At 66.4% G+C, this 26308-nt stretch carries 31 protein-coding genes and 1 pseudogene; 9 read left to right on the top strand and 23 right to left on the bottom strand.

The features are described from left to right. Nucleotides 1-18 precede the first annotated feature (18 nt). From surA to ACLHZ1_RS01320, 5 genes are read left to right on the top strand one after another with little or no spacing between them, the layout of a single operon-like run. Nucleotides 19-1317, top strand: a complete 1299-nt coding sequence (gene surA / locus ACLHZ1_RS01340; protein WP_427260644.1) for a peptidylprolyl isomerase SurA — start codon at nt 19-21, stop codon at nt 1315-1317. Continuing rightward, nucleotides 1317-2303 carry a 4-hydroxythreonine-4-phosphate dehydrogenase PdxA gene (gene pdxA, locus ACLHZ1_RS01335; protein WP_427260778.1) on the top strand — a complete coding sequence of 329 codons (987 nt, stop codon included), beginning with the start codon at nt 1317-1319 and terminating at the stop codon, nt 2301-2303. Before surA ends, pdxA begins: the two co-directional genes overlap by 1 nt. Beyond that, complete coding sequence (gene rsmA, locus ACLHZ1_RS01330) at nt 2300-3112, top strand: 16S rRNA (adenine(1518)-N(6)/adenine(1519)-N(6))-dimethyltransferase RsmA (protein ID WP_408794927.1); 813 nt, start codon at nt 2300-2302, stop codon at nt 3110-3112. The genes pdxA and rsmA overlap by 4 nt, the downstream gene beginning before the upstream one ends. Nucleotides 3113-3116: 4 nt before the next feature. Then, a complete protein-coding gene (apaG, locus tag ACLHZ1_RS01325; RefSeq protein WP_408794924.1) occupies nt 3117-3479 on the top strand; it encodes a Co2+/Mg2+ efflux protein ApaG in 363 nt (120 codons plus the stop codon). A gap of 6 nt (nt 3480-3485) precedes the next feature. After that, nucleotides 3486-4313: a symmetrical bis(5'-nucleosyl)-tetraphosphatase gene (locus tag ACLHZ1_RS01320; RefSeq protein ID WP_427260643.1), complete on the top strand. Its 828-nt coding sequence runs from the start codon at nt 3486-3488 to the stop codon at nt 4311-4313. Nucleotides 4314-4372: 59 nt separating this feature from the next. On the opposite strand, the gene folA is transcribed toward ACLHZ1_RS01320, so the two are convergent. The 4 genes from folA to ACLHZ1_RS01300 form a co-directional block, all read right to left on the bottom strand. Next, the gene (gene folA, locus ACLHZ1_RS01315) at nt 4373-4873 is read right to left on the bottom strand and encodes a type 3 dihydrofolate reductase (RefSeq protein WP_427260642.1); all 501 of its coding nucleotides are present in this window, start codon (nt 4871-4873) and stop codon (nt 4373-4375) included. Nucleotides 4874-4886: 13 nt separating this feature from the next. Further along, entirely contained in the window at nt 4887-5354 is a 468-nt protein-coding gene (locus ACLHZ1_RS01310; RefSeq protein WP_408794916.1) for a threonine/serine exporter family protein, read from the bottom strand. Nucleotides 5355-5708: 354 nt separating this feature from the next. Beyond that, nucleotides 5709-6497: a threonine/serine exporter family protein gene (locus ACLHZ1_RS01305; protein WP_427260641.1), complete on the bottom strand. Its 789-nt coding sequence runs from the start codon at nt 6495-6497 to the stop codon at nt 5709-5711. A gap of 237 nt (nt 6498-6734) precedes the next feature. Then, nucleotides 6735-7073 (bottom strand): DUF3135 domain-containing protein, encoded by a 339-nt coding sequence (locus ACLHZ1_RS01300; RefSeq protein WP_427260640.1) that lies wholly within the window; start codon nt 7071-7073, stop codon nt 6735-6737. A 411-nt stretch (nt 7074-7484) separates the two neighbouring features. Here ACLHZ1_RS01300 and mog point away from each other — a divergent pair, with 411 nt between their 5' ends. Continuing rightward, nucleotides 7485-8015 (top strand): molybdopterin adenylyltransferase, encoded by a 531-nt coding sequence (gene mog / locus ACLHZ1_RS01295; protein ID WP_427260639.1) that lies wholly within the window; start codon nt 7485-7487, stop codon nt 8013-8015. Between the two features lie 65 nt (nt 8016-8080). Here mog and ACLHZ1_RS01290 read toward each other — a convergent pair whose 3' ends face one another. The 18 genes from ACLHZ1_RS01290 to ACLHZ1_RS01205 form a co-directional block, all read right to left on the bottom strand. After that, nucleotides 8081-9307 (bottom strand): beta-ketoacyl-ACP synthase, encoded by a 1227-nt coding sequence (locus ACLHZ1_RS01290; protein ID WP_427260638.1) that lies wholly within the window; start codon nt 9305-9307, stop codon nt 8081-8083. 52 nt (nt 9308-9359) lie between these two features. Beyond that, entirely contained in the window at nt 9360-10085 is a 726-nt protein-coding gene (locus ACLHZ1_RS01285) for a 3-ketoacyl-ACP reductase FabG2 (RefSeq protein WP_427260637.1), read from the bottom strand. Between the two features lie 80 nt (nt 10086-10165). Further along, nucleotides 10166-10627, bottom strand: coding sequence for a thioester dehydrase (locus ACLHZ1_RS01280; RefSeq protein ID WP_427260636.1), 462 nt, complete (start codon nt 10625-10627; stop codon nt 10166-10168). Then, nucleotides 10620-11855: a beta-ketoacyl-[acyl-carrier-protein] synthase family protein gene (locus ACLHZ1_RS01275; RefSeq protein WP_427260635.1), complete on the bottom strand. Its 1236-nt coding sequence runs from the start codon at nt 11853-11855 to the stop codon at nt 10620-10622. The genes ACLHZ1_RS01280 and ACLHZ1_RS01275 overlap by 8 nt, the downstream gene beginning before the upstream one ends. Further along, nucleotides 11852-12427 carry a DUF3261 domain-containing protein gene (locus ACLHZ1_RS01270; RefSeq protein WP_427260634.1) on the bottom strand — a complete coding sequence of 192 codons (576 nt, stop codon included), beginning with the start codon at nt 12425-12427 and terminating at the stop codon, nt 11852-11854. The genes ACLHZ1_RS01275 and ACLHZ1_RS01270 overlap by 4 nt, the downstream gene beginning before the upstream one ends. Next, entirely contained in the window at nt 12424-14721 is a 2298-nt protein-coding gene (locus tag ACLHZ1_RS01265; RefSeq protein ID WP_427260777.1) for an MMPL family transporter, read from the bottom strand. Before ACLHZ1_RS01265 ends, ACLHZ1_RS01270 begins: the two co-directional genes overlap by 4 nt. A gap of 70 nt (nt 14722-14791) precedes the next feature. After that, nucleotides 14792-15397 carry an outer membrane lipoprotein carrier protein LolA gene (locus ACLHZ1_RS01260; protein ID WP_427260776.1) on the bottom strand — a complete coding sequence of 202 codons (606 nt, stop codon included), beginning with the start codon at nt 15395-15397 and terminating at the stop codon, nt 14792-14794. Nucleotides 15398-15417: 20 nt separating this feature from the next. Further along, nucleotides 15418-15843, bottom strand: coding sequence for an acyl-CoA thioesterase (locus ACLHZ1_RS01255; protein ID WP_427260633.1), 426 nt, complete (start codon nt 15841-15843; stop codon nt 15418-15420). A 104-nt stretch (nt 15844-15947) separates the two neighbouring features. After that, complete coding sequence (locus tag ACLHZ1_RS01250; RefSeq protein WP_427260632.1) at nt 15948-16073, bottom strand: hypothetical protein; 126 nt, start codon at nt 16071-16073, stop codon at nt 15948-15950. 144 nt (nt 16074-16217) lie between these two features. Further along, complete coding sequence (locus tag ACLHZ1_RS01245; RefSeq protein ID WP_427260774.1) at nt 16218-17810, bottom strand: HAL/PAL/TAL family ammonia-lyase; 1593 nt, start codon at nt 17808-17810, stop codon at nt 16218-16220. After that, a complete protein-coding gene (locus ACLHZ1_RS01240) occupies nt 17800-19602 on the bottom strand; it encodes a glycosyltransferase family 2 protein (protein WP_427260773.1) in 1803 nt (600 codons plus the stop codon). Before ACLHZ1_RS01240 ends, ACLHZ1_RS01245 begins: the two co-directional genes overlap by 11 nt. Further along, nucleotides 19599-19949 (bottom strand): 3-hydroxyacyl-ACP dehydratase FabZ family protein, encoded by a 351-nt coding sequence (locus ACLHZ1_RS01235; protein WP_427260631.1) that lies wholly within the window; start codon nt 19947-19949, stop codon nt 19599-19601. The genes ACLHZ1_RS01240 and ACLHZ1_RS01235 overlap by 4 nt, the downstream gene beginning before the upstream one ends. Beyond that, nucleotides 19940-21370: an AMP-binding protein gene (locus tag ACLHZ1_RS01230; RefSeq protein ID WP_427260630.1), complete on the bottom strand. Its 1431-nt coding sequence runs from the start codon at nt 21368-21370 to the stop codon at nt 19940-19942. Before ACLHZ1_RS01230 ends, ACLHZ1_RS01235 begins: the two co-directional genes overlap by 10 nt. After that, entirely contained in the window at nt 21363-21932 is a 570-nt protein-coding gene (locus tag ACLHZ1_RS01225) for a hypothetical protein (RefSeq protein WP_427260629.1), read from the bottom strand. Before ACLHZ1_RS01225 ends, ACLHZ1_RS01230 begins: the two co-directional genes overlap by 8 nt. A 39-nt stretch (nt 21933-21971) precedes the next feature. Further along, a complete protein-coding gene (locus ACLHZ1_RS01220; protein ID WP_427260628.1) occupies nt 21972-22220 on the bottom strand; it encodes an acyl carrier protein in 249 nt (82 codons plus the stop codon). A 21-nt stretch (nt 22221-22241) separates the two neighbouring features. Further along, nucleotides 22242-22496, bottom strand: a complete 255-nt coding sequence (locus ACLHZ1_RS01215; RefSeq protein WP_041999580.1) for a phosphopantetheine-binding protein — start codon at nt 22494-22496, stop codon at nt 22242-22244. A gap of 17 nt (nt 22497-22513) precedes the next feature. Further along, the gene (locus ACLHZ1_RS01210) at nt 22514-23272 is read right to left on the bottom strand and encodes a lysophospholipid acyltransferase family protein (protein ID WP_427260627.1); all 759 of its coding nucleotides are present in this window, start codon (nt 23270-23272) and stop codon (nt 22514-22516) included. After that, nucleotides 23257-23979 carry a beta-ketoacyl synthase chain length factor gene (locus ACLHZ1_RS01205; protein ID WP_427260626.1) on the bottom strand — a complete coding sequence of 241 codons (723 nt, stop codon included), beginning with the start codon at nt 23977-23979 and terminating at the stop codon, nt 23257-23259. The genes ACLHZ1_RS01210 and ACLHZ1_RS01205 overlap by 16 nt, the downstream gene beginning before the upstream one ends. 266 nt (nt 23980-24245) lie before the next feature. On the opposite strand from ACLHZ1_RS01205, the gene ACLHZ1_RS01200 reads away from it, so the two are divergent. Genes ACLHZ1_RS01200 through ACLHZ1_RS01190 form a run of 3 tightly spaced genes read left to right on the top strand, consistent with a single transcriptional unit; the run spans nt 24246 to nt 25980 of the window. Beyond that, nucleotides 24246-24638 (top strand): hypothetical protein, encoded by a 393-nt coding sequence (locus ACLHZ1_RS01200; protein WP_427260625.1) that lies wholly within the window; start codon nt 24246-24248, stop codon nt 24636-24638. A gap of 15 nt (nt 24639-24653) precedes the next feature. Continuing rightward, nucleotides 24654-25739 carry a methyltransferase gene (locus tag ACLHZ1_RS01195; protein ID WP_427260624.1) on the top strand — a complete coding sequence of 362 codons (1086 nt, stop codon included), beginning with the start codon at nt 24654-24656 and terminating at the stop codon, nt 25737-25739. Nucleotides 25740-25761: 22 nt separating this feature from the next. After that, on the top strand, nt 25762-25980 hold the full coding sequence (locus ACLHZ1_RS01190; RefSeq protein WP_427260623.1) for a hypothetical protein: 219 nt from the start codon (nt 25762-25764) through the stop codon (nt 25978-25980). A gap of 45 nt (nt 25981-26025) precedes the next feature. On the opposite strand, the pseudogene ACLHZ1_RS01185 reads toward ACLHZ1_RS01190, so the two are convergent. After that, nucleotides 26026-26308, bottom strand: a pseudogene (locus ACLHZ1_RS01185) (IS4-like element ISAs18 family transposase); the annotation flags it as partial.

The raw sequence follows: 26308 nt of genomic DNA, 5'->3' as shown, positions 1-26308 counted from the left end.
ACGCCTTGAGAGATGGATATGAAGAAGACGTGGATTTCCCTGCTGACCGCAGGTCTGTTCGGAGTCATGAGCCAGAGCGCGTTTGCCTCCCCCGAGCTCATCGACAAGGTGCTGGCCGTGGTCAACAAGGATGTAGTACTCGCCAGCCAGCAGGATGCCCTGGTCAACAAGATCAAGTTCTCGGCCAAGGAGAGCGGCCAGGCGCTGCCCGATGACGTCACCCTGCGCAGACAGGCGCTGGATCGCCTGATCCAGGAGAGCCTGCAATTGCAGCTGGCGGACAGACAGGGCCTCAAGATCAGCGACACCCAGCTCGAGCAGGCCATCCAGAGCATCGCCGCCGACAACAAGATGAGCCTGGCGCAGCTGCGGGCCCAGCTTGAGCGCGAAGGCATGAGCTATGCCCAGTACCGGGAAGAGATACGCCGCGAGATCCTGATGAATGAGGTGCGCCGCAACCAGATCCGCCGCCGCATCAACATCTCGGATCAGGAGGTCAAGCAGGTGGTGCAGGCGTTGCAGGCCCAGGGCCAGCAGCAGCAGGAGTACCACGTCGGTCACATCCAGATCGCCCTGCCGGACAACCCGAGCGCCGAGCAGCTCAATGCCGCCAAGGCCAAGATAGAGAGCCTGCTGACCCGGCTGCGTGGCGGCGCCGACTTCCGTGAGCTGGCCATCGCCGAGAGCAACGGTCCCAAGGCCCTGGAAGGAGGTGACTGGGGCTGGATGAGCCCGCAAGGCATGCCCACCCTGATGGCCGAAGCGGTGCAGGGTGCCAAGAAGGGGGACATCGTCGGCCCGCTGCGCTCCGGCGCCGGTCTGCACATCGTCAAGGTGTTCGATACCAAGGGCATACAGCAGGTGGTGCAGACCGAGGTGAAGGCTCGTCACATCCTGATCAAGCCCTCCATCATCCTGAGTGAGGAGAAGGCCAAGGGCATGCTGGACGGCTTCCTCCACGACATCAAGAGCGGCAAGGCCGACTTCGCCGCCCTGGCGGAGAAGCACTCCGAAGATCCCGGCTCTGCGGTGCAGGGAGGGGAGCTGGGCTGGTCCGATCCCAACGTCTATGTGCCTGAGTTCCGCGACATGGTCAATCGCCTGCAGCCCGGCCAGTACAGCGAGCCCTTCCGGACCAGCCACGGCTGGCACCTGGTGCAGCTGGAGGATAGACGCAGCCAGGATGCCACCGACAAGGCCCAGGAGCAGCGCGCCTATCAGCTGATCTACAACCGTCGCTTCGTGGAAGAGTCCCAGGCCTGGCTCGACGAGCTGCGTGACGAAGCCTATATCCGCATCGAAGGTGCCGGCAGTTGATCCCTTGTCAGCGTCTTGCCATCACCCCGGGTGAGCCGGCCGGCATAGGGCCGGATCTGGTGCTCGATATCGCCCGGCGGGACTGGCCCCACCAGTTGGTGGTGATCGCCTCCCCCGAGCTGATGCAGCGCCGGGCCCAGGCCCTGGGGCTGGAGATCGCGCTCATCCCCTACGATCCCGCCCAGCCAGCCCGCCCCCAGCGGGCCGGCACCCTGACCCTGTGTCCGGTCGCCCTCGGCGCCCCCGAGCAGGCCGGCCAGCTCGACGAGGCCAATGGCGCCTATGTGCTGGCCACCTTGCAGCGGGCCTGTGACGGCAACATGAGCGGCGAATTTGCCGCCGTGGTGACCGGGCCCGTGCACAAGGGCATCATCAACCAGGCCGGGGTCTCCTTCAGCGGCCACACCGAATTCTTCGCCCAGCAGGCGGGGGTACCGGATGTGGTCATGTTGCTGGCCACCGACGGCCTGCGGGTGGCGCTGGCCACCACCCACATCCCCCTCGCCTGCGTCGCTCGCGCCATCACGGCGGAGCGTCTGGGCAAGGTGATCCGCATCCTCAATGCCGATCTCAGAGACAAGTTCGGCATCAAGGCCCCCAGGATCTATGTCTGCGGCCTCAATCCCCACGCCGGGGAAGGGGGTCATCTGGGCCGTGAAGAGATAGACGTGATCGAGCCCGCCCTGGACGCCCTGCGTCAGGAGGGGATCGATCTGGTTGGCCCCCTGCCAGCCGATACCCTGTTCCAGGAGAAGTACCTCAAGGATGCGGACGCGGTACTGACCATGTACCACGACCAGGGGCTGCCCGTGCTCAAGTACAAGGGCTTCGGGCGCTCGGTCAATATCACCCTCGGACTCCCCTTCATCCGCACCTCGGTGGATCACGGCACCGCACTGGATCTGGCAGGCAAGGGCCTGGCAGACTCGGGCAGCCTGGTCACCGCGCTTAACCACGCCATCTTGATGGTAGAGAAAAAAATATGAGCAGTAAGATGCACATGGGCCACACGGCCCGTAAGCGTTTCGGTCAGAACTTCTTGCACGACAGCTACGTGATCGATCAGATCGTGGCCGCCATCAACCCCCAGCCGGGTCAGAACCTGGTGGAGATAGGGCCGGGTCTGGCCGCGCTGACCGAGCCGGTCGCCTCCCAGATGGACAAGATGACCGTGGTCGAGCTGGACCGGGATCTGGCGGCGCGCCTGCGCGAACACCCCACCCTCAAGGACAAGCTGACCGTGATCGAGGCCGATGCCATGCGCTTCGACTTCGGCACCCTGATGGGGGAAGGCAAACCGCCGCTGCGCATCTTCGGCAACCTGCCCTACAACATCTCCACCCCCCTCATCTTCCACCTGTGCGACTTCGCCGACCGGGTGGAAGACATGCACTTCATGCTGCAAAAAGAGGTGGTGCTGCGTCTGGCCGCCGGTCCCGGCAGCAAGGCCTATGGCCGCCTGAGCGTGATGACCCAGTACTACTGCCAGGTGATCCCCGTGCTGGAAGTGGGCCCGGGCGCCTTCAAGCCGGCCCCCAAGGTGGATTCCGCCGTGGTGCGCCTGGTGCCCCACAAGAACCCGACAATCGTCGCGAAAGACATTCGCTGCCTGAGCCGGGTCTGCACCGAGGGCTTCGGCCAGCGCCGCAAGACCATCCGCAACAGCTTCGCGAACTTCATCACCGAAGCCCAGCTGGCCGAGCTTGGTATCGACGGCAACCTGCGCCCGGAGAACCTCTCCCTGGAGCAGTTCGTGACCGTGGCCAACTGGCTGGCCGATCAGCAACAGGGCTGACGCCATGGCGACACCGACCATCCAGATCCGCCCCCACCCCAGCTATATCGAGGGCAGCCAGGATCCTTACCAGTTCCTCTATCTCATCGAGATCCAGAACCTGGGGCCGGGCAAGGCGCAACTGCTCGCCCGCCGCTGGCTCATCACGGATGCCAACGGCAAGCGGGTCGAGGTCGAAGGGCCCGGAGTGGTCGGTGAACAGCCCGTCATCGCCCCCGGCGAGACGTTCCGCTACCAGAGCGGGGTGCCCCTCGACACGCCGCTCGGGGTGATGGAGGGGAGTTACCTGATGCGTGACGAGGCGGGCCACGAGTTCGAGGCCCCCATCGCCCCCTTCACCCTGGCCGTCCCCCACATCATCAACTGAGGTTCCATGGCAAACTGTTTTGTCGGCGATGTGCAGGGTTGCTATGACGACCTGCGCCGCCTGCTCGATATGGCTGGATTCGATCCGGCCCATGACACCCTCTGGCTGGCGGGGGATCTGGTGGCCAGGGGGCCGGACTCCCTCGCCGTGCTGCGCTATGCCCACTCCCTGGGCGAGCGCGCCGTCTGCATCCTCGGCAACCACGACCTGCACCTGCTGGCGGTCGCCGAAGGGGTGGCCCCGCTCAAGAAGAAAGACAGGCTGCAGGACCTGATGGAGGCGCCGGACAGGGATCTGCTGCTCGACTGGCTGCGCCATCGGCCCCTGCTCGCCGAGAGCGAGCATCCGACCCGCCCCGTGATGATGATCCATGCCGGCCTGCCCCCGAGCTGGGACGTGGCGACCGCCCGGCGCTGCGCCCGGGAGGTGGAGACGCTGCTGCGGGGGGATCAATACCGGTGGCTGCTGCACCACATGTATGGCGACCAGCCGGATGCCTGGCACGAGGGGCTGCTCGGCATAGAGCGCTACCGCTACATCATCAACAGCTTCACCCGGATGCGGTTCTGCCACCTCGATGGCCGGCTCGACTTCAAGTGCAAGCTGGGTCCGGACGAATCCACACCTGGGCTGCGCCCCTGGTTCGAGCTGCGGGCGCGTCGCGACGATGACCCCCTGCTGGTGTTCGGCCACTGGGCGGCCCTGATGGGCAACACGGGGCGCAGTCACATCAAGGCCCTCGACACCGGCTGCGTCTGGGGTAACAGCCTCACCCTGTGGCGCCAGGAGGATGACGCCCTGTTCAGCACACCCTGTCCCACCTACGCCCGCTGAGGGACACAGACAGCAAAAAGGCCCGTCGCGGGCCTTTTTTCATGGTGGGACGCCGGGAATCAACCGGCGATCCGCTCCAGGGTCTCGAAACGATAGGGATGGGGATTGCGCGCATCGGGTTGATGGGCCTCCTGCTCGATGCAGCGCCACTGCTGCGGCTCATAATCCGGGAAGCGGGTATCCCCCTCGACCGTCAGCTCGATGTGAGTCAGATAGAGGCGATCCGCCCGCGGCAACAGCTGGGCATAGAGATGACCGCCGCCAATCACCATCAACTCCGCCACCGCCTCCCCCTCGGACAAGGCGGCCAGCACCTCCTCGATGGAGGAGAACACCTCGATGTCCGGCGCCGTAAATCCTGCATTGCGACTGATCACCAGGTTTCGGCGCCCGGGCAGCGGACGACCAATGGACTCGAATGTCTTGCGCCCCATCAATACCGGCTTGCCCAGGGTGACCCGCTTGAAGTGGGCCAGATCGGCGGGCAGGTGCCAGGGCATCTGGTTGTCCAGCCCTATCACCCTGCCTCTGGCCATGGCGGCAATCATGGAAATCTTCATCTCGCAGCGTCTCTCACACAATGGGGCGGTTACGGTACACGACCAGCGAGGGTATCGCCAGCCCGAAGCTCAGGGCGCCGACGATGAAGACGGCCTTGAGCCCATTTTCCAGCGCGCTCTGGATAAGCTCCAGGGTCACGCCGTGAATGTTGAGTTCGACGATGGAGATCATCGCCTTGAACGCATAGCTGCCGGGGATCATGGGGATGATGGAGGCGACGCTGAACACCGGCCTTGGCGCCAGCAAGCGCCGCGACCAATAGACGCAGACAAAGCCGACCGTGGTCGCCGCCGCCAGGGTGGCCCATTCGATGGGCACCCCCTGATGAATGAGCAGGGTACGCAGGCTGTGAGCCAGGGCGCCCCCCATGGCGCAATACTTGAGCATGCGCGGCGGCACGTTGAACAGCATGGCAAAACCGACGGCCGGAATGGCGGACCAGAAGGCATCCTTGGCCAGCAACCAGAGCAGATCCATCATATTCTCTCCCTCAACGTCCTGTGCGCGACGGCGCGGCAAGCATGCTGCCGCTCACTGTCAATGTCTCTCATCCTCTCATCCCCCGGATCCCGGTCACCGACATGGCCAGGATGCTGCCGGTGATCACTGCGCTGATGGTCAGTAATACTCTTAATGCACGTCATGCACGTCATCCCCGCCACCCCCAGATCCCGGTGGCCGACATGGCCAGGATGATGCTGGTGACCACTGCGCTGATGGTCAGTGGCACTCTTAATGCACCTCATCCTCGCCCCCCCGGATCCCGGTCACCGACATGGCCAGAATGATGCCGGTGATCACTGCGCTGATGGTCAGTGGCACTCTTAATGCACCTCATCCCCGCCATCCCCAGATCCCGGTCACCGACATGGCCAGAATGATCCCGATGGCGGCGCTGATGGTGAGCAGGGTCGCCGCCCCCCAGCGGGCCAACCCCATGTTGAAGTAGCCCTTCACCATGTCGGAGACGGCGTTGATGAGGGGGAAGCCGGGCACCAGCAGCAGCACGCTGGCCGCCATGGCGAGATAGGGTTGCTGGCCCCAGCCAAAGAAGGTGGCGCTGGAGGCGAGCAGGGTGGCGATGAAGCCGGTCACGGCGAAGTTGATGAGGGGGCTGTGATGATGACGCGCCATCAGCTGGCGCACCCGCATGGCGCAGGCGCTGGCGAAGAAGGTCACCAGGAAGATGGGCCAGTCGCCGCCAAACAGCAGGCTGAAGGCGCCGCAGGAGAGGCCCACCATGGGCACCACCAGCCAGGGGTGGTAGTGGAACGGCTTGATGGCATCGAGCCGCTGCCTCACCTCCTTCGCCTCTATCAGGTGTTTCTCCGCCATGATGCACAGGCGCTGGATCTCGCACACCACCTGCATGTTGATGCCGTGCTCGCGGACCCGGCGGGTGGTGGTGACGCAGTGCCCCCGATAGAGGCTGGTCAATACGATGGCGCTCGAGGAGATGGCCATCTCGACGCTCTCCAGCCCCAGAGCCAGACCGAGCCGCATCGTGGTCTGCTCGATGAGGCGGCTCTCGGCACCGAACTGGGCCAGCATCTGCCCTGTCTTGACGACGATACGGGTGACGTCCGTCTGCTGTTCCCGGGACAGCTCCCTGCTTGACATCATACTTCTCAATATTCCCTTCGAGACGTAACGTGAAAGCCATTATCTTAACCAAACCCGGCAGACCATTCATCCGCAGGGAGCGGGGGAAACAGGTGAGAAGATCAAGATGTTGGCAGATAACTCAGCCAAGAAGCGCCTCTGGCCGCCCACACACCGAAGGCGCCCCTTGATATGGCGTCAAACGGATAAGATGTAAGGAGACGACGGATAACAGAGGTGACCCACGGCCACCTGCTCTTATTTGGGGAGGCGATCTTGCAGCGACACCACATTGTCTCGCCGGATCGGGGGGGGCGGCTCATCATCGGGGGCGAGGGAGCAGAGCCGGTTCATCTCGCAATGCATCAGGAAGAAGGCCTCCTGCATCATGTTGACGATGCGGATGCAGCTGTCGATGGGGTTCTTGGCCAGGCGGCGCTGGCAATCGACCTGAAACTGCAACCCTCGCAACCTGCGCTGCTGATCCGGGCCGGCGCTGGCGATGACCGCCTCTATCTGCTCATAGAGCAGGGTTTCCAGCAGTTGCGGCTCGCTGGCGGCGAGTCGTTTCAGGGTATCGAAATCGGGTAATTCCATGGTTCCCTCCGCTCTCGAGATGAGAGGGTGTGGTGCCAGTGCCCGACCGGGCCCGGCACCCTCTACTGGTTATATATGCCAGCGAGGGCGGGAGTTCAATTTGACGGCGGCGGGAGGCAGGCTCCCATTGAAAACGTATTGTCATGATGCCTCCATATTCCCCATTAGGGATCAACACCTTGAATATGGAGGGCGGCAAACAAGTCCTAGTTGTATTACTTATACATTTTTCATGACCATGGCCGCGTCATTATTCCCCTTTATCGAAAAATTCCCTGAAAATATATTTTCAGCAACACGAAAGCCCGGGAAAATTGCCGTCTCGAAATAGGGGCCTTGCATATGGCGTTTAACACATCTATCTGATTATGCTATTTTATTTTCCTATTTACCGTCACGACAAGGGGTCGTATGAACAAGGCAAGAATCGGCATCGTCACCGTCAGCGACCGCGCCAGCGCAGGCATCTACGAGGATCTCTCCGGCAAGGCCATCATGGATACCCTGGGCGCCTATCTCAGCTCCCCCTGGGAGGCCGTCTACCGCCTGATCCCCGATGAGCAGGATCAGATAGAGGCGACCCTGGCCCGGCTGGCGGACGAGGAGGGGTGCTGCCTCATCGTCACCACGGGCGGCACAGGCCCGGCCAGGCGGGATGTCACCCCCGAGGCCACCGAGGCGGTGTGTGATCGCATGATGCCGGGCTTTGGCGAGCTGATGCGGGCCGAATCCCTCAAGTTCGTGCCCACCGCCATTTTGTCGCGCCAGACCGCCGGCCTGCGGGGCAGCACCCTCATCGTCAACCTGCCGGGCAAGCCCAAGTCCATCCGAGAGTGTCTGGATGCTGTCTTCCCCGCCATCCCCTACTGCATCGATCTGATGGAGGGGCCCTATCTCGAGTGCGACGAGGCCGTCATCAAGCCGTTTCGTCCCAAGAAATAGCCGCATCCCCCCTATGAATGAACAGAGGCGCCCTTGGGCGCCTCTGTTCATTCATGGCCGGTCATTCATGACCAACGCTTGAAGATGAGCGAGGTGTTGATGCCGCCAAAGGCGAAGTTGTTGGACATCAGATAGGTGGCATCCAGCACCCGGCCACCACTGCGGATATGGTCCAGGGGGGCGCAGGCGGGATCCGGCTCGCCGAGGTTGAGGGTGGGGGCGAACCAGCCCTCGGCCATCATCTCCAGGGAGAGCCAGGCCTCGATGGCGCCGCAGGCCCCCAGGGTGTGACCGAAATAGCTCTTGAGGGAGGAGATGGGGGTCTTGTCCCCGAACAGGGCCGAGGTGGCATGGCTCTCGGCGATGTCCCCCCGCTCGGTGGCGGTGCCGTGGGCGCTGATGTAATCGATCTGCCCGGCCTCCAGGCCGGCGTCCGCCAGGGCCAGGGCCATGCAGAGCTGCATCGTCTCCTGCTGGGGCTGGGTGACATGGGCCGCATCGCAGTTGGTGGCAAAGCCCACCAGCTCGGCGATGATGGGGGCGCCCCTGGCCTGGGCATGTTCCAGCTCCTCCAGGATCAGGGTGCCCGCCCCCTCCCCGATCACCAGACCGTCCCGCTGCCGATCGAAGGGCCTGGGGCTCAGTTCGGGGTGATCGTTCATCTGACTGGTGGCAAACAGGGTGTCGAACACCACGGCCTCGGAGGGACAGAGCTCCTCCGCGCCGCCCGCCACCATGAGATCCTGATAACCGTGCTTGATCGCCTCATAGGCGTAGCCGATGCCCTGACTGCCGGAGGTACAGGCGCTGGAGGTGGGAATGACCCGGCCCCGCAGGCCGAAGAAGAGACCGGTATTGACCGCCGCCGTGTGCGGCATCATCTGCACATAGGTGGTGGCCGTGATGCTGGCCGTGGTCTTGTCGTTGAGCATGGCGCCAAAGGCGCTGATGGGCGCCGTACTGCCGGTGGAGGAGCCATAGGCGATGCCGGTACGCCCGCCGGTCAGCACCGGGTGGCCGAGAAGCCCGGCCCGGGCCAGGGCCAGCTCGGTCGCCACGGTCGCGAGCTCGGAGACCCGCCCCATGGCCCGGGTCTTCTTGCGCGGATAGTGCGCCGGCAGCGCAAAATCCAGGATGGGGGCCGCCAGCCGGGTGTTGAGACCGTCGTAGACGGCCCACTCCGGCATCTGGCGCACCCCGTTGCGCTCCGCCTTGAGACGGGGCCCCACGCTCTGCCAATCGTTGCCAAAGGCGGTCACCCCGGCCATGCCGGTTACCACGACCCGCTTCATATTCCCACTCCCTGCCATGTCTGACGCGTTTGAACCAAGAAACTGACTGCCTTCATATCAGTCCCCCGTTGATGGAGATCACCTGACGGGTGACATAGCCTGCGATGTCCGACATCAGGTAGGAGACCAGGCCCGCCACCTCGTCGGCCTGCCCCATCCGCTTGAGGGGGATCATCTTCATCGCCTCGGCCTCCACCTCGGCGCTCACCATGCCGGTGTCGATGAGACCGGGGGCGACACAGTTGACCGTGATCCTGCGCTTGGCCAGCTCCAGGGCCAAGGCCTTGCTCGCCCCTATGATCCCCGCCTTGGCGGCGCTGTAGTTGACCTGCCCCCGGTTGCCCATGATGCCGGAAACCGACGACAGGGTGACGATGCGCCCGCCCCGGCGCAGCCCTATCATGGGCATGATGCAGGGCTTGAGCAGGTTGTAGAAGCCGTCGAGGTTGGTGTGCAGCACCCCGTCCCACTCCTCGTCGGTCAGGGCCGGGAAGGCGCCATCGCGGATGACGCCGGCGTTGCTGACCACGCCATAGTAGGCGCCGTGGGCCTCGATGTCGGACTCGAGCCGGCTGCGGCACTGTTCCCGGTTCGAGATGTCGAACTGGATCAGCCGCCCCTGGCCCCCGGCCGCCACTATGGCGTCCAGGGTCGTCTGGGCACCGGCCTCATCGCCGTGGTAATGCACCACTATGTGAAAGCCATCGGCGGCCAGTCTCAGGGCGATGGCGCGGCCTATGCCCTTGCTGGCCCCGGTCACCAGTACGGTGGAATTCATCATCAATCCTTTTCCTCACAGATTCATCAAATTCGCTCTCGCCACGGGTCGGCGTGATGCGTTCCCAGCCATTTCGGCGCTCATGGCCCTGTCTCTGCCAGCAATTGAGCCAGCTCTCCCTCGGCGGGAAGATAGGTGCTGAGCCTGGCCTCGGCGCACGGCTGGCCGTCGCGCAGGATCCGGCACTCGAAGCTGGCCATGGCGCCATCCTCCAGCAGGCATTCGGCCTCGATGGTCAATCGGTCCCCCGGGGCGAAGGCGGCCACCCGGCTGCGGTACTGGCGGCTGCCAAGCAGCATACCGATGCGCACCGGCTCCCCTCGCTCGCGCCCCCGCATCCCGGCCCAGGCGGCGATGGTCTGGGCCATCAGCTCGATGCCGACCCAGCCCGGCAGGGCGCCATCGCCATCGAGCAGCAGGGCGTGACGCGCCCCCACCCGGGTCTCGCAGCAGACCCGGGCCCCCTGATAATCCAGCAGGCGATCCAGCAGCAGCATGGGGGCCTGATGGGGCAACAACGCGTCGATGGCTATCTCATTCATGGGAGGCTCCCTCTTCTCGCGCCGGGACCCGTCCCAGCAGCAGGCTGACATTGTTGCCACCGAAGGCAAAGGAGTTGGACAGCACCCGGGCCAGCGGCCTTGCCGGCGCCTCCCCCCCGGCCAGCCGGATGGGGGCCAGGGCGGGATCCTGGGCCTCCCCCTGACGGGGCGGCGCCATCTCCCGGGCGAGCAACAGGCAGCAGATCGCCGCCTCTATGGCACCGGCCGCCCCCAGGGTATGGCCGGTCAGCATCTTGCTGGAGCTGGCGGGCGCGGTCTGCGCCGCCCCAAACAACCGGGCGAGGGCCAGGCTCTCCATCTCGTCGTTGAGCCGGGTCGCGGTGCCGTGGAGGTTGATGTAATCCAGCTCGCCCGGGGTCAGCCCCCCCTGGCCCAGCGCCATGCGCATGGCCGCCTCGGCCCCCAGCCCCTCTGGGTGGGGGGCCGAGACATGCCAGGCGTCGGAAGACTCGCCCGCCCCCAGCAGGGCGAGCCCGGCCCGCTCCCGGGTCAGCAGGAAGAGGGCAGCCCCCTCCCCAATGTTGATGCCGCACCGCTCGGCCCCGAAGGGACGGCAGCGGCTGAGGCTGAGGGACTCCAGGCTGTCGAAGCCGTTGAGGGTCAGGCCGCACAGGCTGTCGACGCCGCCGACGATGACGGCATCCGCCAGCCCGGTCGCCAGCAGCCGCTGGCCGCTGATGAAGGCGCGGGCACTGGAGGAGCAGGCGGTGGAGAGGGTGTAGGCCGGGCCGGTCAGGGCCAGGTGGCGGGCGAGAAAATCGCTCGGGGAGCCCAGCTCCTGCTGGCGATAGTCAAACTCGGCCGGGATCCCCTCCCCCCCCTGCCAGGCGGCGACCGCCCGCTCCGCCTCGGCGATCCCCGAGGTGCTGGTGCCGAGCACGATGGCGATGCGATCCGGGGCCAGCCGGGCCATGAGCGCATCCAGCCCGGGCCGGATCTGGGCCAGGGCCGCCAGCAGCAGGCGGTTGTTGCGCGAATCGTAGGCCGACAGCGCCGCCGGCACCGACAGCAAGGCCTCCTTCACCCGGCCGACCGGGGTGAGCCTGCCGTCGCTCAGCGGCTGGCGCTCCCCGTCCAGGGGGCTGATCCCGCTCTCCTGCCAGCGGCTCAGGGCCGCCGCCACCGCCTGCTTGCCCTCTCCCAGGGCGCAGATCAGGCCGTAATCCCCGATGAAGCAGGGAGAGACGCGCGTCATCACAGTGTTCATGGGGCCAGTTTCTCCATCTGCAGCGCGTAATCGAAGGCGTGCTGCACCAGGCGCACCGGCTCCCGCTCCCCGTCTATCTCCCGGTAGTGGATCTCGCTCACCAGGGTGCCTTCAGGATCCCGCAGGCGACGCACCATGCCCTCGTCCTCCAGACGCCAGCCCCTGGGCAGCCTGGGCTGCCAGGCCGAGAGGGGCCAGTAGCCGAGCATGACGTCGGCCAGCACCTGGGCCACCGGCGGCAGCGCCGTGTCCCCCAACAGGCTGGAGAGCTGCTCGCTGCGGATCGCCTCGCCGTCATAGCTCAGCCGAAACAGCCGGATCCCGCTCGGGGTCAGCCCCACCAGGGTGAGCTGGCGACCGTCTGCCTCCAGCACCGTCAGCAGCTGATGCTCGCCGCCCCGGGTCCGGGCGCTGAGCAGCTGCTGGCGATAGAGGGGCTGATCCCGCAGGGGAGCGGGCAGCACCAGGCTGACGGTCGGGGTCAGCAGGGCGCGGTTGTCCGGCCCCCCGGCCCCTGGCTGACCGGCACAGGCCGTGAGCAGCAGCAGACCAAACAGCATCGCAATTCTCATGATTTCTCCAACACCAGGGGCGACAGCAGAAAGGCGGTAAAGATACCCCCGCTCAACACCAGGCCGAAGCCCGCGATGGCCGGGGTGTGACTCAGGGCCAGCAAACCGAACGCCAGCTGGGTGGTCAGGTTCGCCAGCAGGACCGCCAGCAGGGTGGCCCGCTGGCGCCGGGGATCGGCGCCGCTGTGGGCGAAGAAGAGCCCATAGTCGATGCCGATGCCAAAGATCAGGGCAAGGGCCAGCACCCCGAACAGGGTGAGAGGCTGGCCGAAGGCGGCGAGCAAGGCCAGACCGGCTCCGAGCGCCAGGCCATTGACCAGCAGGATCCGCCCCCCCTTGCGCCAGCCGAGCCGATACCAGAGCAGGCCCCCCACCAGGGCGACGGCCAGAGCCAGCAGCTCGGCCAGGGTGAGGCGGTAGTGGGCGAACAGCTGGCTCCACTGGCTGCGCTGATCCTGCCAGAACACCCCCTCGCGCCCCTCGGCCAGGGCCGCCAGGGCGGCGGGATCCGCCACGCCGTTCACCGGCAGCCAGAGGGCCACCCGGCCATCGGCCAAGCCGTGCCACAGCAGGCGGCTGCCCTCGCTGACCGGACTGGCCAGCCACTGGGCCGCGGTGAGGGGGCGCAGTGCGGGGAGGGAGGCCGTCACCGGCAACCCGGCACCATTGAGCCGCGCCACCACCTCGGGCAGCAGGCGCGCCAGGGCGTCGTGATCCGATTGCTGGCGCGCCAGGGAAGGCAGCCACCCGCTCAGGGGGACGAAATCCGCCAGCAGCCCCTGCGCCTTGGCACTGGTCAGGGCCGGGGTCAGGGCTTCGAGCCGTTGCAGCGCCGTCTCCCCATCCGGCCCCGTCACCAGGAAGCCCGCCATGCCTCCCTGCTGGCCGGTGAGGCGCTGCACCTGCCGCTCCTGGGCCTGAAGCTCGGTGGGCAGGGGTTGCAGGCGGGCGATGTCATCGTCCACCCTCAGCTGGCTGAGCCCCCAGACCACCAGCCCCAGGCAGAGCAGGGGCAGGCCGGTGCGCAACCAGCGCCGCTCGCGCCAGAGGGCGAGCCAGGCCTCCAGCCACGTCACGACCCTGGGGGTGCCCAGGGGCAGGGGCCCCAGCCAGAGCGGGAACAGGCAGAGCACTGTCAGCAAGGCGGCCAGCAGGCCGACCAGGGCGCACAGGGCCAGCTGCTGCAAGCCGGGGAAAGGGGCCAGCCAGAGCAGGCCATAGCCCACCAGGGTGGTGATGAGCGCCAGCCAGAGGCTGGGCTGCAGCCGGGCCCGGGTCTGATGAGGGCTCTCATCCTGCCCGCAGAGGCGGCGCTCGGTCAGAAAATGGATCCCGTAGTCGATGGCGATGCCGATGAGGCTGGTGCCGATCACCAGGGTGAACAGATGCACCTCGCCAAACCAGAGCAGCACGGCGAGCAGCCCCCAGCACAGACCCACGACGATGGGCAGCAGGGAGAGCCAGAGCGCCCGCAGCGAACGAAACGCCAGCCAGATGAGCAGCACCACCCCCAGCAGGGAGCCGAGCCCTATGGTGGAGATGTCCGCCTGGGCCAGCCGGCTGGCATGCTGGCTGTAAAACAGCGTGCCACGACGCAGCAGCGTCAGCCCGGGATAGGCGGCCTTGAGGGCCTGCTCCGCCTGGTCGAGGCGCCCGAGCAGGGCATCGTTGCGGGAGAGGTCGAAGGCCGAGAGATTCAGCTCGGCCCGCAGCAGGTACCAGCTGCGCCCCTCCCCGTCCCGGCTCACCAGCCAGCCCCGATCCAGGGTCAGGGGGGTGGCGGCCTGCCCCTGCACCCCGGCCCGGGTCAGCAGCAGGGGATCTTGCTGCCACTCGGCGCGGGAGACGCCGCCGAAGGGGCTGTAGATCTGGCCGAGCACCCATTGGCTCCAGGCCTCCGGGCCCTCGGCCAGCCTGGCACGACTCGTTTCGTCGAGCCGCTGCCAGGCGTAATCGTGCTGATAGGCCTGCCAGGCACCGGCCAGCTCGGGCTGGGCACCGCGCACGGCGTCAAGTTCGGGCAGGGCGGCCAGGGCCTTGGCCCACTGCGCCGCCGCCGGGCGGCCATCCTGGCCAGGGGGCAGGCTCAGCATCCAGATCAGCTGACGGTCGAGCTGGCGCAGCAGCCCCTGTTGCAGGGCCGGATCCAGCGAGGCGCGCTCGCTGTGGGGCAAGAGATCCATCAGGCTGGTGTTGATGCGGCTCGTGCTCAGCTGCCAGCCGAGCAGGGCCAGGGCCAGCAGGCAGAGCAGCAGCCAGAGCCGGGCGAGCCGGCGCCAGCTGCGCTCGCTCAGACCCGCCGCTGAGGCCGGCGGAGAATGCAGCGGAGAGTGCGGCGAAGAGTGATGGCCATGGCCTCGCTGATCAGGGTGCAAAATGGGCCTGCTCCTCGGCGCCGAGCGGCAGGGTCACCCCTTGCCAGTCAGCGAAGCGGATCCGGGTCTCATCCCCCTGGCGATCCGTTATCAGCAGACGTTCCAGCCGATGGCCCCCTTCCAGCACCAGGCGGGAGAACACCTTGTCCAGGGGCGCCGCCAACGGGGTCAGCCCCAGGCGCCAGCCCTGTTCATCTGAGGAGAAATCGAGGGCGAAGTAGCGGGCCAGGGCCTGCTCATCGGAACCGAACAGCGTCAACAGCATGGTGCTGAACTCCAGCAGCTGGGGGCTGTCGATGATCTGCGCCTCCCCCTGGCCGACCCGCTGGCGCATGCGCCGCTCGGTGAGGCTGAGGCTCAGCTCAAAGGGGGCCAGCTGATGCCACCAGAGCCCCTGGCCGCGCACCAGCAGCAGCTCGCCGCTGGCCCGCAGCGGCTGGGCCAGCCCGGCCACCTGCTTCTCCTGCTCGAACCGGGCCCGCTGGGCGGGATGCTCGGTCAGCAGCTGGTGCACCCGGGCCTGGGTCATGACCTCGGCCTGTACAGCCCCCGGCCACGCAGCCAGCAGCAGACAGGCCCAGAGCAAGCCCCGTATGGATGCAATCAAGGCAGATCTCATTCTTCGACCCCCAGCCTGTCGAGCAGCACCCGGGGCGAGGCGAGGCACATCTCGCCGCTCTCCTTGTTCACCGCCACCTGGATGCTGTAGCCCTTGCTGGTGCGCACACCGCTCTCGGCGTCGAACAGCTCGTACTCTATCTTGAGGCGGTTCTGATACTCCCGCAGCTGCGCCACCACCCGCACCTTCTGGCCAAAGCGCAGAGGCGCCATGTACTTGAGGCGCAAGTCGATGACGGGCCAGAGGTAGCCTGAGGCCTCCATCTGGGGGTAGTTGTAATCAATCTGCTCGAGCAGGGCGCAGCGGGCCAGCTCGATATAGCGCACGTAATGGCCGTGCCAGGCCACAGCCATCATATCTACATCATGAAACGGGATTTCGATCTCGATGCTGTGGCTGATCATCCAGGGTTCATGCTGCATCGGAAACCTCCCTTGCATCCCGGCCGTGCCAGACACCCGCAGCCATCATATCCACGTCATGAAACGGGATCTCGATCTCGATGCTGTGGCGGATCATCCAGGGCTCATGCTGCATCGGAAACCTCCCTTGCATCCCGGCCGTGCCAGACACCCGCAGCCATCATGTCCACGTCGTGAAACGGGATTTCGATCTCGATGCTGTGGCGGATCATCCAGGGCTCATGCTGCATACAGACTCTCCATCGGGCCGTGCCAGACACCCGCCGCCATCATATCCACATCATGAGACGGGATCTCGATCTCGATGCTGTGGCGGATCATCCAGGGCTCATGCTGCATCGGAAACCTCGATACCTTGGTTTGTCATCCAGAGTTCAGCTTGCATCGCGCGCCTCCTCATAGAGCGGATAGTGGCGCCCCTGCAGCCGGGCGATCAGGGCCCTGAGCTCCTGCTCCAGGGGCCTGTCTTCCACCAGGGCCGGGTGATCTTCCCGCACCGCCAGCACCATCTCCCGCAGCGCCGGGCTCAGGGCGGCCAGGGAGCCCCCCATGGCCAATCGCAGCTCCACCCCCTGCACCGCCGCCAGCAGGCAGGCGGCCCCCACCTGCTCGGTCAGGGTCAGCACCCGCAGGGCGTCCCGCGCCGCTATGGTGCCCATGCTCACCTTGTCCTGGTTGTGGCACTCGGTGGAGCGGGAGAAGACGCTGGCCGGCATGGTCAGCTTGAGGGCCTCGGCGGTCCAGGCGGAGACCCCGATCTGCACCGCCTTGAAGCCGTGGTTGATCATGCGCCGCTCGCCGCTGGCGCCGGACAGGTTGCTCGGCAGGCCGCCGTTGAACTTGATGTCCACCAGCTGGGCCAGCTGGCGATCGAGCAGATCGGCCAGGTTGGCCACCGCCGTCTTCATGCTGTCCATGGCCATGGCGATGTGGCCGCCATAGAAGTGGCCGCCGTGCATCACATGCTCCCCCTCCCCGTCGATGAGGGGGTTGTCATTGGCGCTGTTGAGTTCGTTCTCGATGAGCTGGCGCCACCAGGGCAGGCTGTCGGCCACCACCCCGATGACGTGGGGGGCGCAGCGCAGGGAGTATCTGTCCTGCAGCCGATCGCTGTGACGGGGCAGCTCGCCCGCCACCAGATCCGCCCTCAGCCAGGCCGCGATCCCCTGCATGCCGGGATGGGGCTTGGCCGCAAACAGCCGCTCGTCGAAGTGGAAGGCATTGCCCCCCATGGCGACGCTGACCAGGGCCGTGATCCGGGTCGCCAGCTTCATCAGGTATTCGGTGCGGGCATAGGCGAGGCAGGCGAGCGCCGTCATCACCGAGGTGCCGTTCATCAACGCCAGCCCCTCCTTGGGCCTCAGCACCAGGGGGGTGACGCCGAGGGCGTCATAGACCTCGGCCGTGCTCGCCAGCTGGCCATCCCGATAGAGTTCGCGCTCCCCCACCAGCACGGCGGCCACGTAGGAAAGCGGGGTGAGATCGCCACTGGCGCCGACCGAGCCCTCTTCGGGAATGCGGGGGATGAGATCCTGCTCCAGCAGCCAGCAGAGCCGCGCCAGCAGGGCCGGGCTGACCCCGGAGACCCCCTGGGCCAGGGAGCAGAGCCGGGTCGCCAGCACGGCGCGTCCCGCCTCCAGGCTCAGGTTTTCCCCCAGGCCACAGCCGTGGAAACGGGTCAGGTGCAGGGGCAGCTCGGCCACCAGGGTCGGGGGCACGGCCCGGGTCACGGAGTCGCCATAGCCAGTGGTCACCCCATAGATGACCCCCTCGTCCGCCAGCAGCCTGTCGAGAAAATCGGCGCCCCGCTGGATGCGGGCGGTAAAGGCGGGATCCGGGTTGAGCGCCGGGCGGGCGCGGCGCCGGGCCAGGGCCACCACCTGCTCTATGGTGAGGGGGCCGGCGCCGAAGGTGACCGGGCGCAGGCCGTCATGGCCCTGGCGGGACGGGATGGAATCACTGTTCATCATGAGTTAGCTGCCAGAAGTCGAAGAAGTTGAACCAGTCGAGCGGCGCCTGCAGGCAATGGTGCTGCAACCTGTCCGCATAGGCCTGCACCCAGTGGCGCAGCGCCACCTCCCGCTCGGCACGCGGCAGCCACAGCCGCTCGGCGAAGGGCTCGAAGTGGACCCGAAAACGGCCCTGCTCCTTGAGGCCGAACATCAGGTAGACGGGACAGGCCAGCACGCTCGCCAGGGCGAAGGGGCCCAGGGGGAAGGGGGCCGGGGCGCCGAGAAAGTCGGCCCAGACCACCCGTTTCTCCCGGGTGACCGAGGTGCGATCGCCGACGATCACCACCCACTCCCCCGCCTCTATCTTCTCCTTGAGCAGGATGGCGGTGTCCGCCCCCATCTCCTGTACCTGGATAAGATTGAGGCCTGAGCCCGGGTTGATCTGCGAGAGCAGGGCGTTGAAGCGGGCCGCATGACGGGTGAACACCAGGGCGTTGATGCGCACCTGACCCAGGCGGGTGCCGAGGGCGCGGCACAGCTCGAGATCCCCCAGGTGGGAGCCCAGCAGCAGCAGGCCCTGGCCGCTTCGGATCGCCGCCTCGTGGTGCTCGCGCCCCACCAGCTCGACCCGCTCCGGGGCAATGTCCCCGCGCCAGCCCGCCAGCTTGTCCAGGGCCGCCTCGCCAAAGCGCAGGAAGTGGCGAAAGCTCGACCTTGGCCCCTCGGGCAGACGGACCCCCTCGGTCGCTGCGAAGGCCTCGAGCCGCGCCAGATACTGCTCGGAGGCCGCGCGCTGGCGGCGTCCGGTCAACCAGAAATAGCCGATCACCGGATAGAGCAGGGCCCCAAAGCCCCGCCGCCCGAGCAGTCGATAGCTGGCCAGCATGATCCGCAAGCCCAGCAGGCTGCCCCGTTCCGGCGTGCGTGACCAGTGTCTGCGGCCCCAGGCGAACCAGCTCTCTCTCGGCCGACCCGGCAGGCTGCCACTCTCCTGTCCCGGCGTACGCGGCCCCTGTCTGCGGCCCCAGGCAAACCAGGTCTCTCTTTGTTGGCCTCGCGCCCGCCACCAGAGCCGGGCAGGCCATCCCAGCAACTTACCCATGAGATCCCACAGCAGACGGCACACCAGCCGGGTATGCATCCAGGAGATGGCCAGGTTGTCGTGCCAGAGCCGGAAGTGAGAGCTGCCATCGGCGGGATAGGTGACCCGGGTCGGCACGAAGCGCATGGGCACCCCGCGCCAATGGAGGCGCACCATCACCTCGGTGTCGAAATCCATCCGCCGGCCGAGCCGCACCTCGCCGAGCAGGGCGCAGCTGGCCGCCACCGGGTAGACCCGAAAGCCGCACATGCTGTCCTCGATGGCAAAGGAGAGGGTCTCTATCCAGACCCAGACATGGGTGACATAGCGGCCATAGAGGCGCCCCCTAGGCACGGAGTCGTCATAGCAGGGGCGACCGGACACCAGGGCCTCGGGATGGGCCTTCGCCTCCTCGAGCAGGCGCGGCACGTCATCGAGATCGTGCTGGCCATCCGCATCCAGCTGCAGGGCATGGCTGAACCCCGCCGCCCTCGCGGCCATGAGGCCGCTGCTCACGGCCGCCCCCTTGCCCAGGTTCTCGGGGTGGCGCAGCAGGGTGAGCCAGTCCCCGTGTTCCCCCACCAGGGCGTCCAGGGCGGCGGCGGCGACGGGTTCGCTGCCATCGTCGATCAGCAGGCAGGGCAGCCCCATGGGCTTGAGCCTGGCCAGCACCCCGGCCAGGGGGCGCGCATGGTTGTAACAGGGGATGATGATGCAGGGAGTCAGGGACATAGGGTCACCCGTCCGCTGCTGGCGTGCTCGCCCGCAATCTTGTAGCCAAACAGCAACTGGCCCTTGTCGGCCAGCCAGCTCAGGTGCAGCTCGCACTCCTGACCCGGACGCAGGGGACGCTGGAACTTGAGCTGGCTCATGCCGCCAAAGGCGCCATCAGCCCCCGGCAGCAGGCGGCCATAGTGCATGGCCCAGTGCACCTGGGTCACCCCGGGCAGCAGGGGGGCGCCGGGAAAATGGCCCTGAAACCAGGGCAGCTCGGGGTCAAGGCGCAGGCGCAGCACCAGGCCATCCCGGGTCGGGGTCTGTTCCAGCAGGGTCGGCAGGGCGCTCAATGACATGGGGGCTCCGGTTTCGTGTCTCTCTGCCCGTTCGGGCCGGGCTGTATCTGCTCCGTCGTGGCGGCAACGGGCGCCTCGTCGAACAATGCTTTCAGTTCGGACCAGGGGCGCTTGCCTTGACTGTTGAGGGGCAAGGCGTCCAGGCAGCGCAGCCGGCGCGGCAGGGCCACCGGCTCGAGCCAGGGCCGCAGTCGCTCGCGCAGGGCGATGAGAAAGCGGCCGGGCCCCAGGGCCTGCCACTGGACCCGCCCCTGCAGGCTCAACACCAGCACGGCACCAAGCTGCTGTCGGCGGCCCAATGTGAGGGGCAGCACGGCCGCCTCCTCCACCCAGGGCAGGGCCCGCAGCCGCCCCTCCACCTCATCGAGGGAGATCCGCTTCTCCTCGAGTTTGACCAGCCGATCCCCCCGTCCCAGCAGCGCAAAGCCCGGCCCAATCAGGCGGATACGATCGCCGCACAGCAGCGGCTCGTCATCGGGCAGGAAGGGGGAGCGCAGCAACAGGCGATCCTCGTTCGCCACAGACACCCGGATCCCCGGCATGGGCTGCCAGGGGGTGTCGGCCGTCCGGCTCTGCCGCCAGGCGATGCCGCCGGTCTCGCTGCTGCCAAACACCTCCAGCGGCAGGACGCCGAACAGTTGCGCCGCCCGCCGGGCATGGTCCAGGGCCAGGGGCCCGCCCGAGGAGACCAGCAGGCAGCAGCCGGGGGCCTTGAGCCCGGGATCCAGCCGGCTGAGCAGGGCGGGGGAGGCAATCAGCGCCCACTTGCCCCCCTGGGCCGCCAGTTGCTCGGGGTAGCGGGTCAGGGTGCGGCTGAAGGGCAGCCCCAGGACGAGGGGCAGCAGGATGCGAAACAGCAGGCCATAGATGTGCTGATGGCTGACGCTCGCCAGCAGGCGCGCCCCCGCCAGCGCCTCGCCCCAGCGCGTCACCAGGACCCTGAGCTCGGCCTCGAGCTGATGCCAGGCCTTGGGGATCGCCTTAGGCTCTCCAGTGGAGCCCGAGGTAAACAGGGTCAGCTTGAGGCCGCTTGGGGCCGGCCAGGGCTTGGCGCGCTCTGGCATCTCGTCCAGGGGCAGTCGCAACCAGGGGTGGGCACTCCCCTCCCCCAGGGTCTGGCTGTCGGTCAGCACGGCATCGAACGCGGCGCCGATCTCCGCCAGGGCGGCCGGGCGCTGGTGACCGGGCAGCACGGCCTCGCGCCCCGTCAGGGCGCAGGCGAGCAGGGCCTGTGCAAACAGCAGGCTGTCCTCGAAGCACAGGGCCCAGCGCCGGGCGGGCATGGCGCTCATCCGCTCGGCCAGTGCCTGGGCCCCCAGGCGCAGCTCGCCCAGCCCATGGCTTCCCTCCGGGCCGAAGGCCACCTCCTGATCAGGGTCCCGCCCCCAGATGAGGGCGAGCAGGCTGCCTTGATCACTCATGGGTAAAGCTCCGTTTGACCCGCAACCGCACCAGGTACTCTCCCCCCATCAGCAGCCCCATCAGCAGATAGCTGATGAGACCGTTGTAGAGACTCCAGAGCGCGAGATCCCCGTGCCAGATGGTGGCGGCAGCCAGGGCGCCATTGACCAGGAAGAAGCCGCACCAGATCCGGGTGACCGTGCGGGTGTAGCGCACCCCGGCCGGGGGCAGCTCGGGATCGGTCAGGCGGGCGAGTCGCTCCACCAGGCTCATGGGCTGAGTCAGGCTCCAGCCAAACAGGCCAAGCAGGGCCAGGGAGACGGCCAGGGGGTAATAGAGCAGCCAGTGCTGGGCGCCAAACAGAGCGCTCAGGGCGGTCAGCAACACGCCGACGCCGGCCAGCAGGCGGCCGAGCAGCAGCCACTCACGGACAGGCGCGGCCCCGGGCAACAGGCGCAGGGCGAAGGTGACCAGCAAGAGGGCGACCAGGGCAGTACCGCCCCAGCGGGTCAGCCCCCAGTAGACGGCTAGGGGATAGGCCAGCAGCAGCCCCCCCGCCAGCAGGGATAACAAGCGCATCATGACAGGCTCGGGCCCGCCACGGCGCCCCTTGGCTGCGATTCAGGCATCGGCCAGCAGGCGTTCCACCGCCTCGACCACGTCGGCCACGGAGCGCACCGACTTGAACTCCTCGGGCTTGATCTTCTTGCCGGTGAGCTTTTGCAGGTGCACCACCAGATCGATGGCGTCTATGCTGTCGAGCTCCAGATCCTGATAGAGCTGGGCCTCTGGGGTCACCGCCTCCTCGTCCACCTCGAACAGGTTCACCAGGGCGGCCTTCACCTGCGCAAAAATTTCGTCTCTGTTCATCTTCATCTCTCCGAAAGGGACTCAGGCCTGGGCCTGTACCAGGGCCACCAGGGCATCGACGCTGGCAAAGTGACGACGGGTATTCTCGTCATCGGCGGAGAGCACTATGCCAAAGCGGCTCTTGATGGCGAGCCCCAGCTCCAGCGCGTCGATGGAGTCCAGTCCCAGGCCGTCGCCAAACAGGGGGGCCTGGCTGTCGATATCATCCGGGGTCAGCCCCTCCAGGTTGAGGCTGTCGATGATGAGCTGTTTTATCTCTTGTTGCAGGTCTTGCATGACGATTCCATATGCTGTCATTGGGTCCCGGGTTGCAGGACCCGGGTGAGAAATCGGGTTAACTGGCGGGCGGCCAGGGCGCTGCTTGCTTCCCCCAGGACCACCTCGGCGGCGCTGATCTGTGGCAGAAATTCCAGAGTGAAGTGCGGCTTGCGCCTGGGCACCCGAAACCACTTGTCCTGTTTGGTCAAAAAGCGCTCGCTGCAGTGGATGCGCACCGGTTGTACCGGCACCTGGCTGCGCACCGCGAGCTGGGCCGCCCCCCGCTGCAGCCGGATCGGCTGACCCGGGGTGGTGCGGGTCCCCTCGGGGAACACCAGCAGCAGGCCGCCGTGGCGCACCCGCTCGATGCACAGGGGCAGCAGGCGCTCCGCCTCCACGTTGGCGATGTAATCGGCCGCGCGCACCACGCCGCCGAGGAAGGGATTATGCCACAGGGCCTGCTTGACGATGCAGTCGCATGCCGGCAGCTCGGCGGCCAGCATCACATAATCGAGCAGGCTGGGGTGATTGGCCACCACCAGGGCACCCCGCAGCCCGCTCGGCATGCCGATCACCCGGTAGTCGAGCACCCCCAGTCCCTTGAGCAGCCCCAGGAAGAGCCGAAAGCTCTGCTTGATGCTGGCCTGGGCCAGGGTGCGGCGCCTGGGGCCCCGCAGGCAGAGCGCCAGCAGCGGGAACCAGCAGAGGGTGAGCAGCAGGCCTCCTACACCGAACAGGGCGAAGCCGAGCCCGGTGCCAAACAGGCGCCAGAGCCGGTTCAGTCGCGCCGCCATGACCACTCCTGACGTCCGTCCCCCAGCAGGCACGCCTGCTGACTCAGCAGCTGGGCACGCCAGAACGCCAGGGGCTGGCTCAGCGCGGGGGGATGGCTCGCCGCCCTCGCTCCCTCGCAGCGCCAGTGCGCAACGGCCTCAGGATCGTCCTGGGCCCCCAGCACGAGCGCGACGGCATGGGGGGGCGTCTGGGCCAGCCAGGGGTGATGAAAGGCCGGGATCTCCCCTTCGAAGGCGACCAGCAGCACCCGGCGCTGGCCTGCCCCCAGGTTCGCCACCGCCTCGGTCAGCCCCGCCATCAGACTCGCCTCCCCCGCCGCCAGCGAGCTCATGGCCAGGGTCGCCTTGCCCTGAATGGAGCAGATCCCCGCCGCCGTGTTGTGCACCGACATGGAGAAATCCGTGGGAGAGAGGGCCTTGCCCGCCGCCAGCCCCTGGAGCAGGGTCATGGAGCGCGCCAGCTCGCCGTGACGGCTGACAAAGACGGCGCTGTCGACGGGGTGGCGCGCCAGCATCGTCAGCCCCAGCTGCACCGCGAGGCGGGAGCCGGCGCTCAGGCGGCGGGCCATCATCATGGGCAGCAAGGGGGTGGCCGGCAGGGGAGCGGCGCCGGGCCAGGCGCCCGACTCGGCCCACTGGCGCCAAGAGGCGGCCTCACTCAGACCGGGCGAGAGCGCCTGTGCATCAAGGAGTGAAAATGAGAGCATGATGGCGGCGTTCCGTCCTTGTTCGGCGCTATGGGTGATGATTGAGATAGATCCGTTTAGCGGGCATCAGCCGACGGGCGAGAGGCGCTGCAATGACGAGGGGGTCACGGATGTCATAAATTCGGCGGGCATCATAGCATTATTTCCCCGAAATAATAGAAGGCAGGTCATATAACCCCTTGTCTACAGTCATCTTTTATTGAAAACTACCCAATAATGGTGTCTCATTGCCGCGCTTCATTAGAAACCTATGTAGGGAAACGACAATGCACAAGATGACCAAATCGGCGCTGCTGCTCGGCTGCGCCCTGCTCGCCGCCTGCTCCACCAGCCAGCCGGTCCGCAACCTGCCGGCCACTCAGGTGAATTTCACCCTCAACGAGGAGCAGGTCGGCAATGCCATCCTCAATGGCGGCCTGAGCAAGGGCTGGGTCATGAAAAAAGAGCAGCCCGGTCTTATTCGCGGCCAATTGAATGTGCGCCAGCACCAGGCGGTGATCAATATTCCCTATACCGCTCATGACTATTCCATCAATTACGTCAGCAGCATCAATCTCGATGATAACGGCAAGGGCGCCATCCATCGCAGTTATAACCGCTGGATCATGGGGCTGAATCAAGCCATCCAGATCGAACTCGCCCGCACCAGCCACCAATAAGAGCGAACCGGCCTCGTGAAACATTATCAGGGTGAGGCTCATGACGCCCTCGCCGCCATCAGTCAGGCCCAGCGCATCGCCTTCGGCCCCATGTTGTTTCAGGCGAGCTGGTGCCTGCGCGAAACCGGCGTGCTCGCCTATCTGGAGCGCTGCGGCCGCCAGGGTGCCACCACGGCCGAGATAGCCGGGGCCTGTTCCCTCAGTGAATACGGGGTCGGCGTGCTGCTCGACATGGGGCTCGGCGGCGGGCTCTGCCACCTGGAAGGGGAACGCTATGTGCTGGGCAGGGTCGGCCGCTACCTGCAAAACGACCCCATGACCCGGGTCAACATGGATTTCACCCAGCACGTCTGCTATGCCCCCCTCGCCCACCTGCTCACCGCCATCCGGGAAGGCAGGCCCGAAGGGCTCAAGGTGTTCAGCCCCGATTGGGAGACCCTCTATCCCCACCTGGACGAACTGCCTGAGCCGGCGCGGGCCAGCTGGTTCGCCTTCGATCACTTTTATTCGGACTGGGCCTTCCAGCAGGCCCAGGACAAGGTATTTGGCTACGAGCCCGCCACCCTCTATGACGTGGGCGGCAACACTGGCAAGTGGGCCATCTCCTGCGCGACCCGGGATCCCGCCCTCAGGGTGACCATTCTGGATCTGCCCGAGCAGCTCGCCCTGGCCCGTCCCAGGATTGCCCAGGCCGGGGTGGCGGACAGGGTCAACGGCCATCCGGTCAACATGCTCGAGGCCGAGGGCCCCCTGCCCGGCGAGGCGGACATCTGGTGGATGAGCCAGTTCCTCGACTGCTTCAGCCACCAGCAGATCGTCGTCCTCCTCACCCGTATCCGTCGCCACATGAAACCAGGCGCCCGGGTCTGCATCCTGGAACTGTTCTGGGACAGGCAGAGCTTCGAGGCGGCGAGCTTCAGCCTCAATGCCACCTCCCTCTATTTCACCGCCATCGCCAACGGCAACAGCCGTTTCTACCACTCCAAGCAGATGTACCAGTGCCTGCGCGAGGCCGGTTTCCACGTGGAGGCCGAGCACGAGATCCCGGGCCCTGGCCACACCCTGCTGGTTGCCCGCCCCCTCCCCGAGGGGCAGGCTTGACCCCTTTACCCAGGAGATCGCCATGACTTTGCCACCCTGTCGTCGCCCCTTGCTGATGGCCTTGCTGGCCCTGTTTCTCCTCGGCGGCTGCGCCGATGTCAAGGAGGCGGGTCGCACCGTCGGCCAGACCACCAAGCGGGTGACCCGCGAGATCGGTCACACCACCCGGGACGTCACCCGTGAGATAGGCCACAGCACCCGGGATGCGGTCAAACAGGTCGGCGACGAACTGAGCGACTGATGGCCATCGGCTCCCGGTCTCAGAGATCCCCTCATTTTTAGAGACTCAAATAATTCCAAGTGTGCGGGTATATAAGCGGTGTTGCTTCAGGTAGTAGATAAATTTATCCATCAACAAGACCGCATTGGTTTCTTTCATTTTAGGTAGCAACTGGTAATAGATGACCCCTTGCCGAAAGAACGAATAGGTTCGGCTCTTGCTGGTATTGACCTTGATCGTTCTCTCTAGACCGACACTGTCTCCAGCCTTACCCAGCAGCGTCAGCAAGACGATGGCCAGGGCACTGAATAAAAACAGTCGGTCGCGCCGGACCGGATTACTGATGTGC

This window comes from Aeromonas sobria (genome assembly GCF_050266975.1).
GTDB classification, from domain to species: domain Bacteria; phylum Pseudomonadota; class Gammaproteobacteria; order Enterobacterales; family Aeromonadaceae; genus Aeromonas; species Aeromonas sobria_B.
Note: the sequence above shows the minus strand (reverse complement) of the source record. Positions and strands in the feature narration are given on the sequence as shown.

What these genes read in the sequence shown, in the direction of transcription:
- surA (WP_427260644.1), top strand. Translation starts at nt 19, where the DNA reads ATGAAGAAGACGTGGATTTCCCTGCTGACCGCAGGTCTGTTCGGAGTC.
- rsmA (WP_408794927.1), top strand. Translation starts at nt 2,300, where the DNA reads ATGAGCAGTAAGATGCACATGGGCCACACGGCCCGTAAGCGTTTCGGT.
- apaG (WP_408794924.1), top strand. Translation starts at nt 3,117, where the DNA reads ATGGCGACACCGACCATCCAGATCCGCCCCCACCCCAGCTATATCGAG.
- ACLHZ1_RS01320 (WP_427260643.1), top strand. Translation starts at nt 3,486, where the DNA reads ATGGCAAACTGTTTTGTCGGCGATGTGCAGGGTTGCTATGACGACCTG.
- folA (WP_427260642.1), bottom strand. Translation starts at nt 4,873, where the DNA reads ATGAAGATTTCCATGATTGCCGCCATGGCCAGAGGCAGGGTGATAGGG.
- ACLHZ1_RS01310 (WP_408794916.1), bottom strand. Translation starts at nt 5,354, where the DNA reads ATGATGGATCTGCTCTGGTTGCTGGCCAAGGATGCCTTCTGGTCCGCC.
- ACLHZ1_RS01305 (WP_427260641.1), bottom strand. Translation starts at nt 6,497, where the DNA reads ATGATGTCAAGCAGGGAGCTGTCCCGGGAACAGCAGACGGACGTCACC.
- ACLHZ1_RS01300 (WP_427260640.1), bottom strand. Translation starts at nt 7,073, where the DNA reads ATGGAATTACCCGATTTCGATACCCTGAAACGACTCGCCGCCAGCGAG.
- mog (WP_427260639.1), top strand. Translation starts at nt 7,485, where the DNA reads ATGAACAAGGCAAGAATCGGCATCGTCACCGTCAGCGACCGCGCCAGC.
- ACLHZ1_RS01290 (WP_427260638.1), bottom strand. Translation starts at nt 9,307, where the DNA reads ATGAAGCGGGTCGTGGTAACCGGCATGGCCGGGGTGACCGCCTTTGGC.
- ACLHZ1_RS01285 (WP_427260637.1), bottom strand. Translation starts at nt 10,085, where the DNA reads ATGAATTCCACCGTACTGGTGACCGGGGCCAGCAAGGGCATAGGCCGC.
- ACLHZ1_RS01280 (WP_427260636.1), bottom strand. Translation starts at nt 10,627, where the DNA reads ATGAATGAGATAGCCATCGACGCGTTGTTGCCCCATCAGGCCCCCATG.
- ACLHZ1_RS01275 (WP_427260635.1), bottom strand. Translation starts at nt 11,855, where the DNA reads ATGAACACTGTGATGACGCGCGTCTCTCCCTGCTTCATCGGGGATTAC.
- ACLHZ1_RS01270 (WP_427260634.1), bottom strand. Translation starts at nt 12,427, where the DNA reads ATGAGAATTGCGATGCTGTTTGGTCTGCTGCTGCTCACGGCCTGTGCC.
- ACLHZ1_RS01255 (WP_427260633.1), bottom strand. Translation starts at nt 15,843, where the DNA reads ATGCAGCATGAACCCTGGATGATCAGCCACAGCATCGAGATCGAAATC.
- ACLHZ1_RS01250 (WP_427260632.1), bottom strand. Translation starts at nt 16,073, where the DNA reads ATGCAGCATGAGCCCTGGATGATCCGCCACAGCATCGAGATCGAAATC.
- ACLHZ1_RS01245 (WP_427260774.1), bottom strand. Translation starts at nt 17,810, where the DNA reads ATGAACAGTGATTCCATCCCGTCCCGCCAGGGCCATGACGGCCTGCGC.
- ACLHZ1_RS01235 (WP_427260631.1), bottom strand. Translation starts at nt 19,949, where the DNA reads ATGTCATTGAGCGCCCTGCCGACCCTGCTGGAACAGACCCCGACCCGG.
- ACLHZ1_RS01230 (WP_427260630.1), bottom strand. Translation starts at nt 21,370, where the DNA reads ATGAGTGATCAAGGCAGCCTGCTCGCCCTCATCTGGGGGCGGGACCCT.
- ACLHZ1_RS01225 (WP_427260629.1), bottom strand. Translation starts at nt 21,932, where the DNA reads ATGATGCGCTTGTTATCCCTGCTGGCGGGGGGGCTGCTGCTGGCCTAT.
- ACLHZ1_RS01220 (WP_427260628.1), bottom strand. Translation starts at nt 22,220, where the DNA reads ATGAACAGAGACGAAATTTTTGCGCAGGTGAAGGCCGCCCTGGTGAAC.
- ACLHZ1_RS01215 (WP_041999580.1), bottom strand. Translation starts at nt 22,496, where the DNA reads ATGCAAGACCTGCAACAAGAGATAAAACAGCTCATCATCGACAGCCTC.
- ACLHZ1_RS01210 (WP_427260627.1), bottom strand. Translation starts at nt 23,272, where the DNA reads ATGGCGGCGCGACTGAACCGGCTCTGGCGCCTGTTTGGCACCGGGCTC.
- ACLHZ1_RS01205 (WP_427260626.1), bottom strand. Translation starts at nt 23,979, where the DNA reads ATGCTCTCATTTTCACTCCTTGATGCACAGGCGCTCTCGCCCGGTCTG.
- ACLHZ1_RS01200 (WP_427260625.1), top strand. Translation starts at nt 24,246, where the DNA reads ATGCACAAGATGACCAAATCGGCGCTGCTGCTCGGCTGCGCCCTGCTC.
- ACLHZ1_RS01190 (WP_427260623.1), top strand. Translation starts at nt 25,762, where the DNA reads ATGACTTTGCCACCCTGTCGTCGCCCCTTGCTGATGGCCTTGCTGGCC.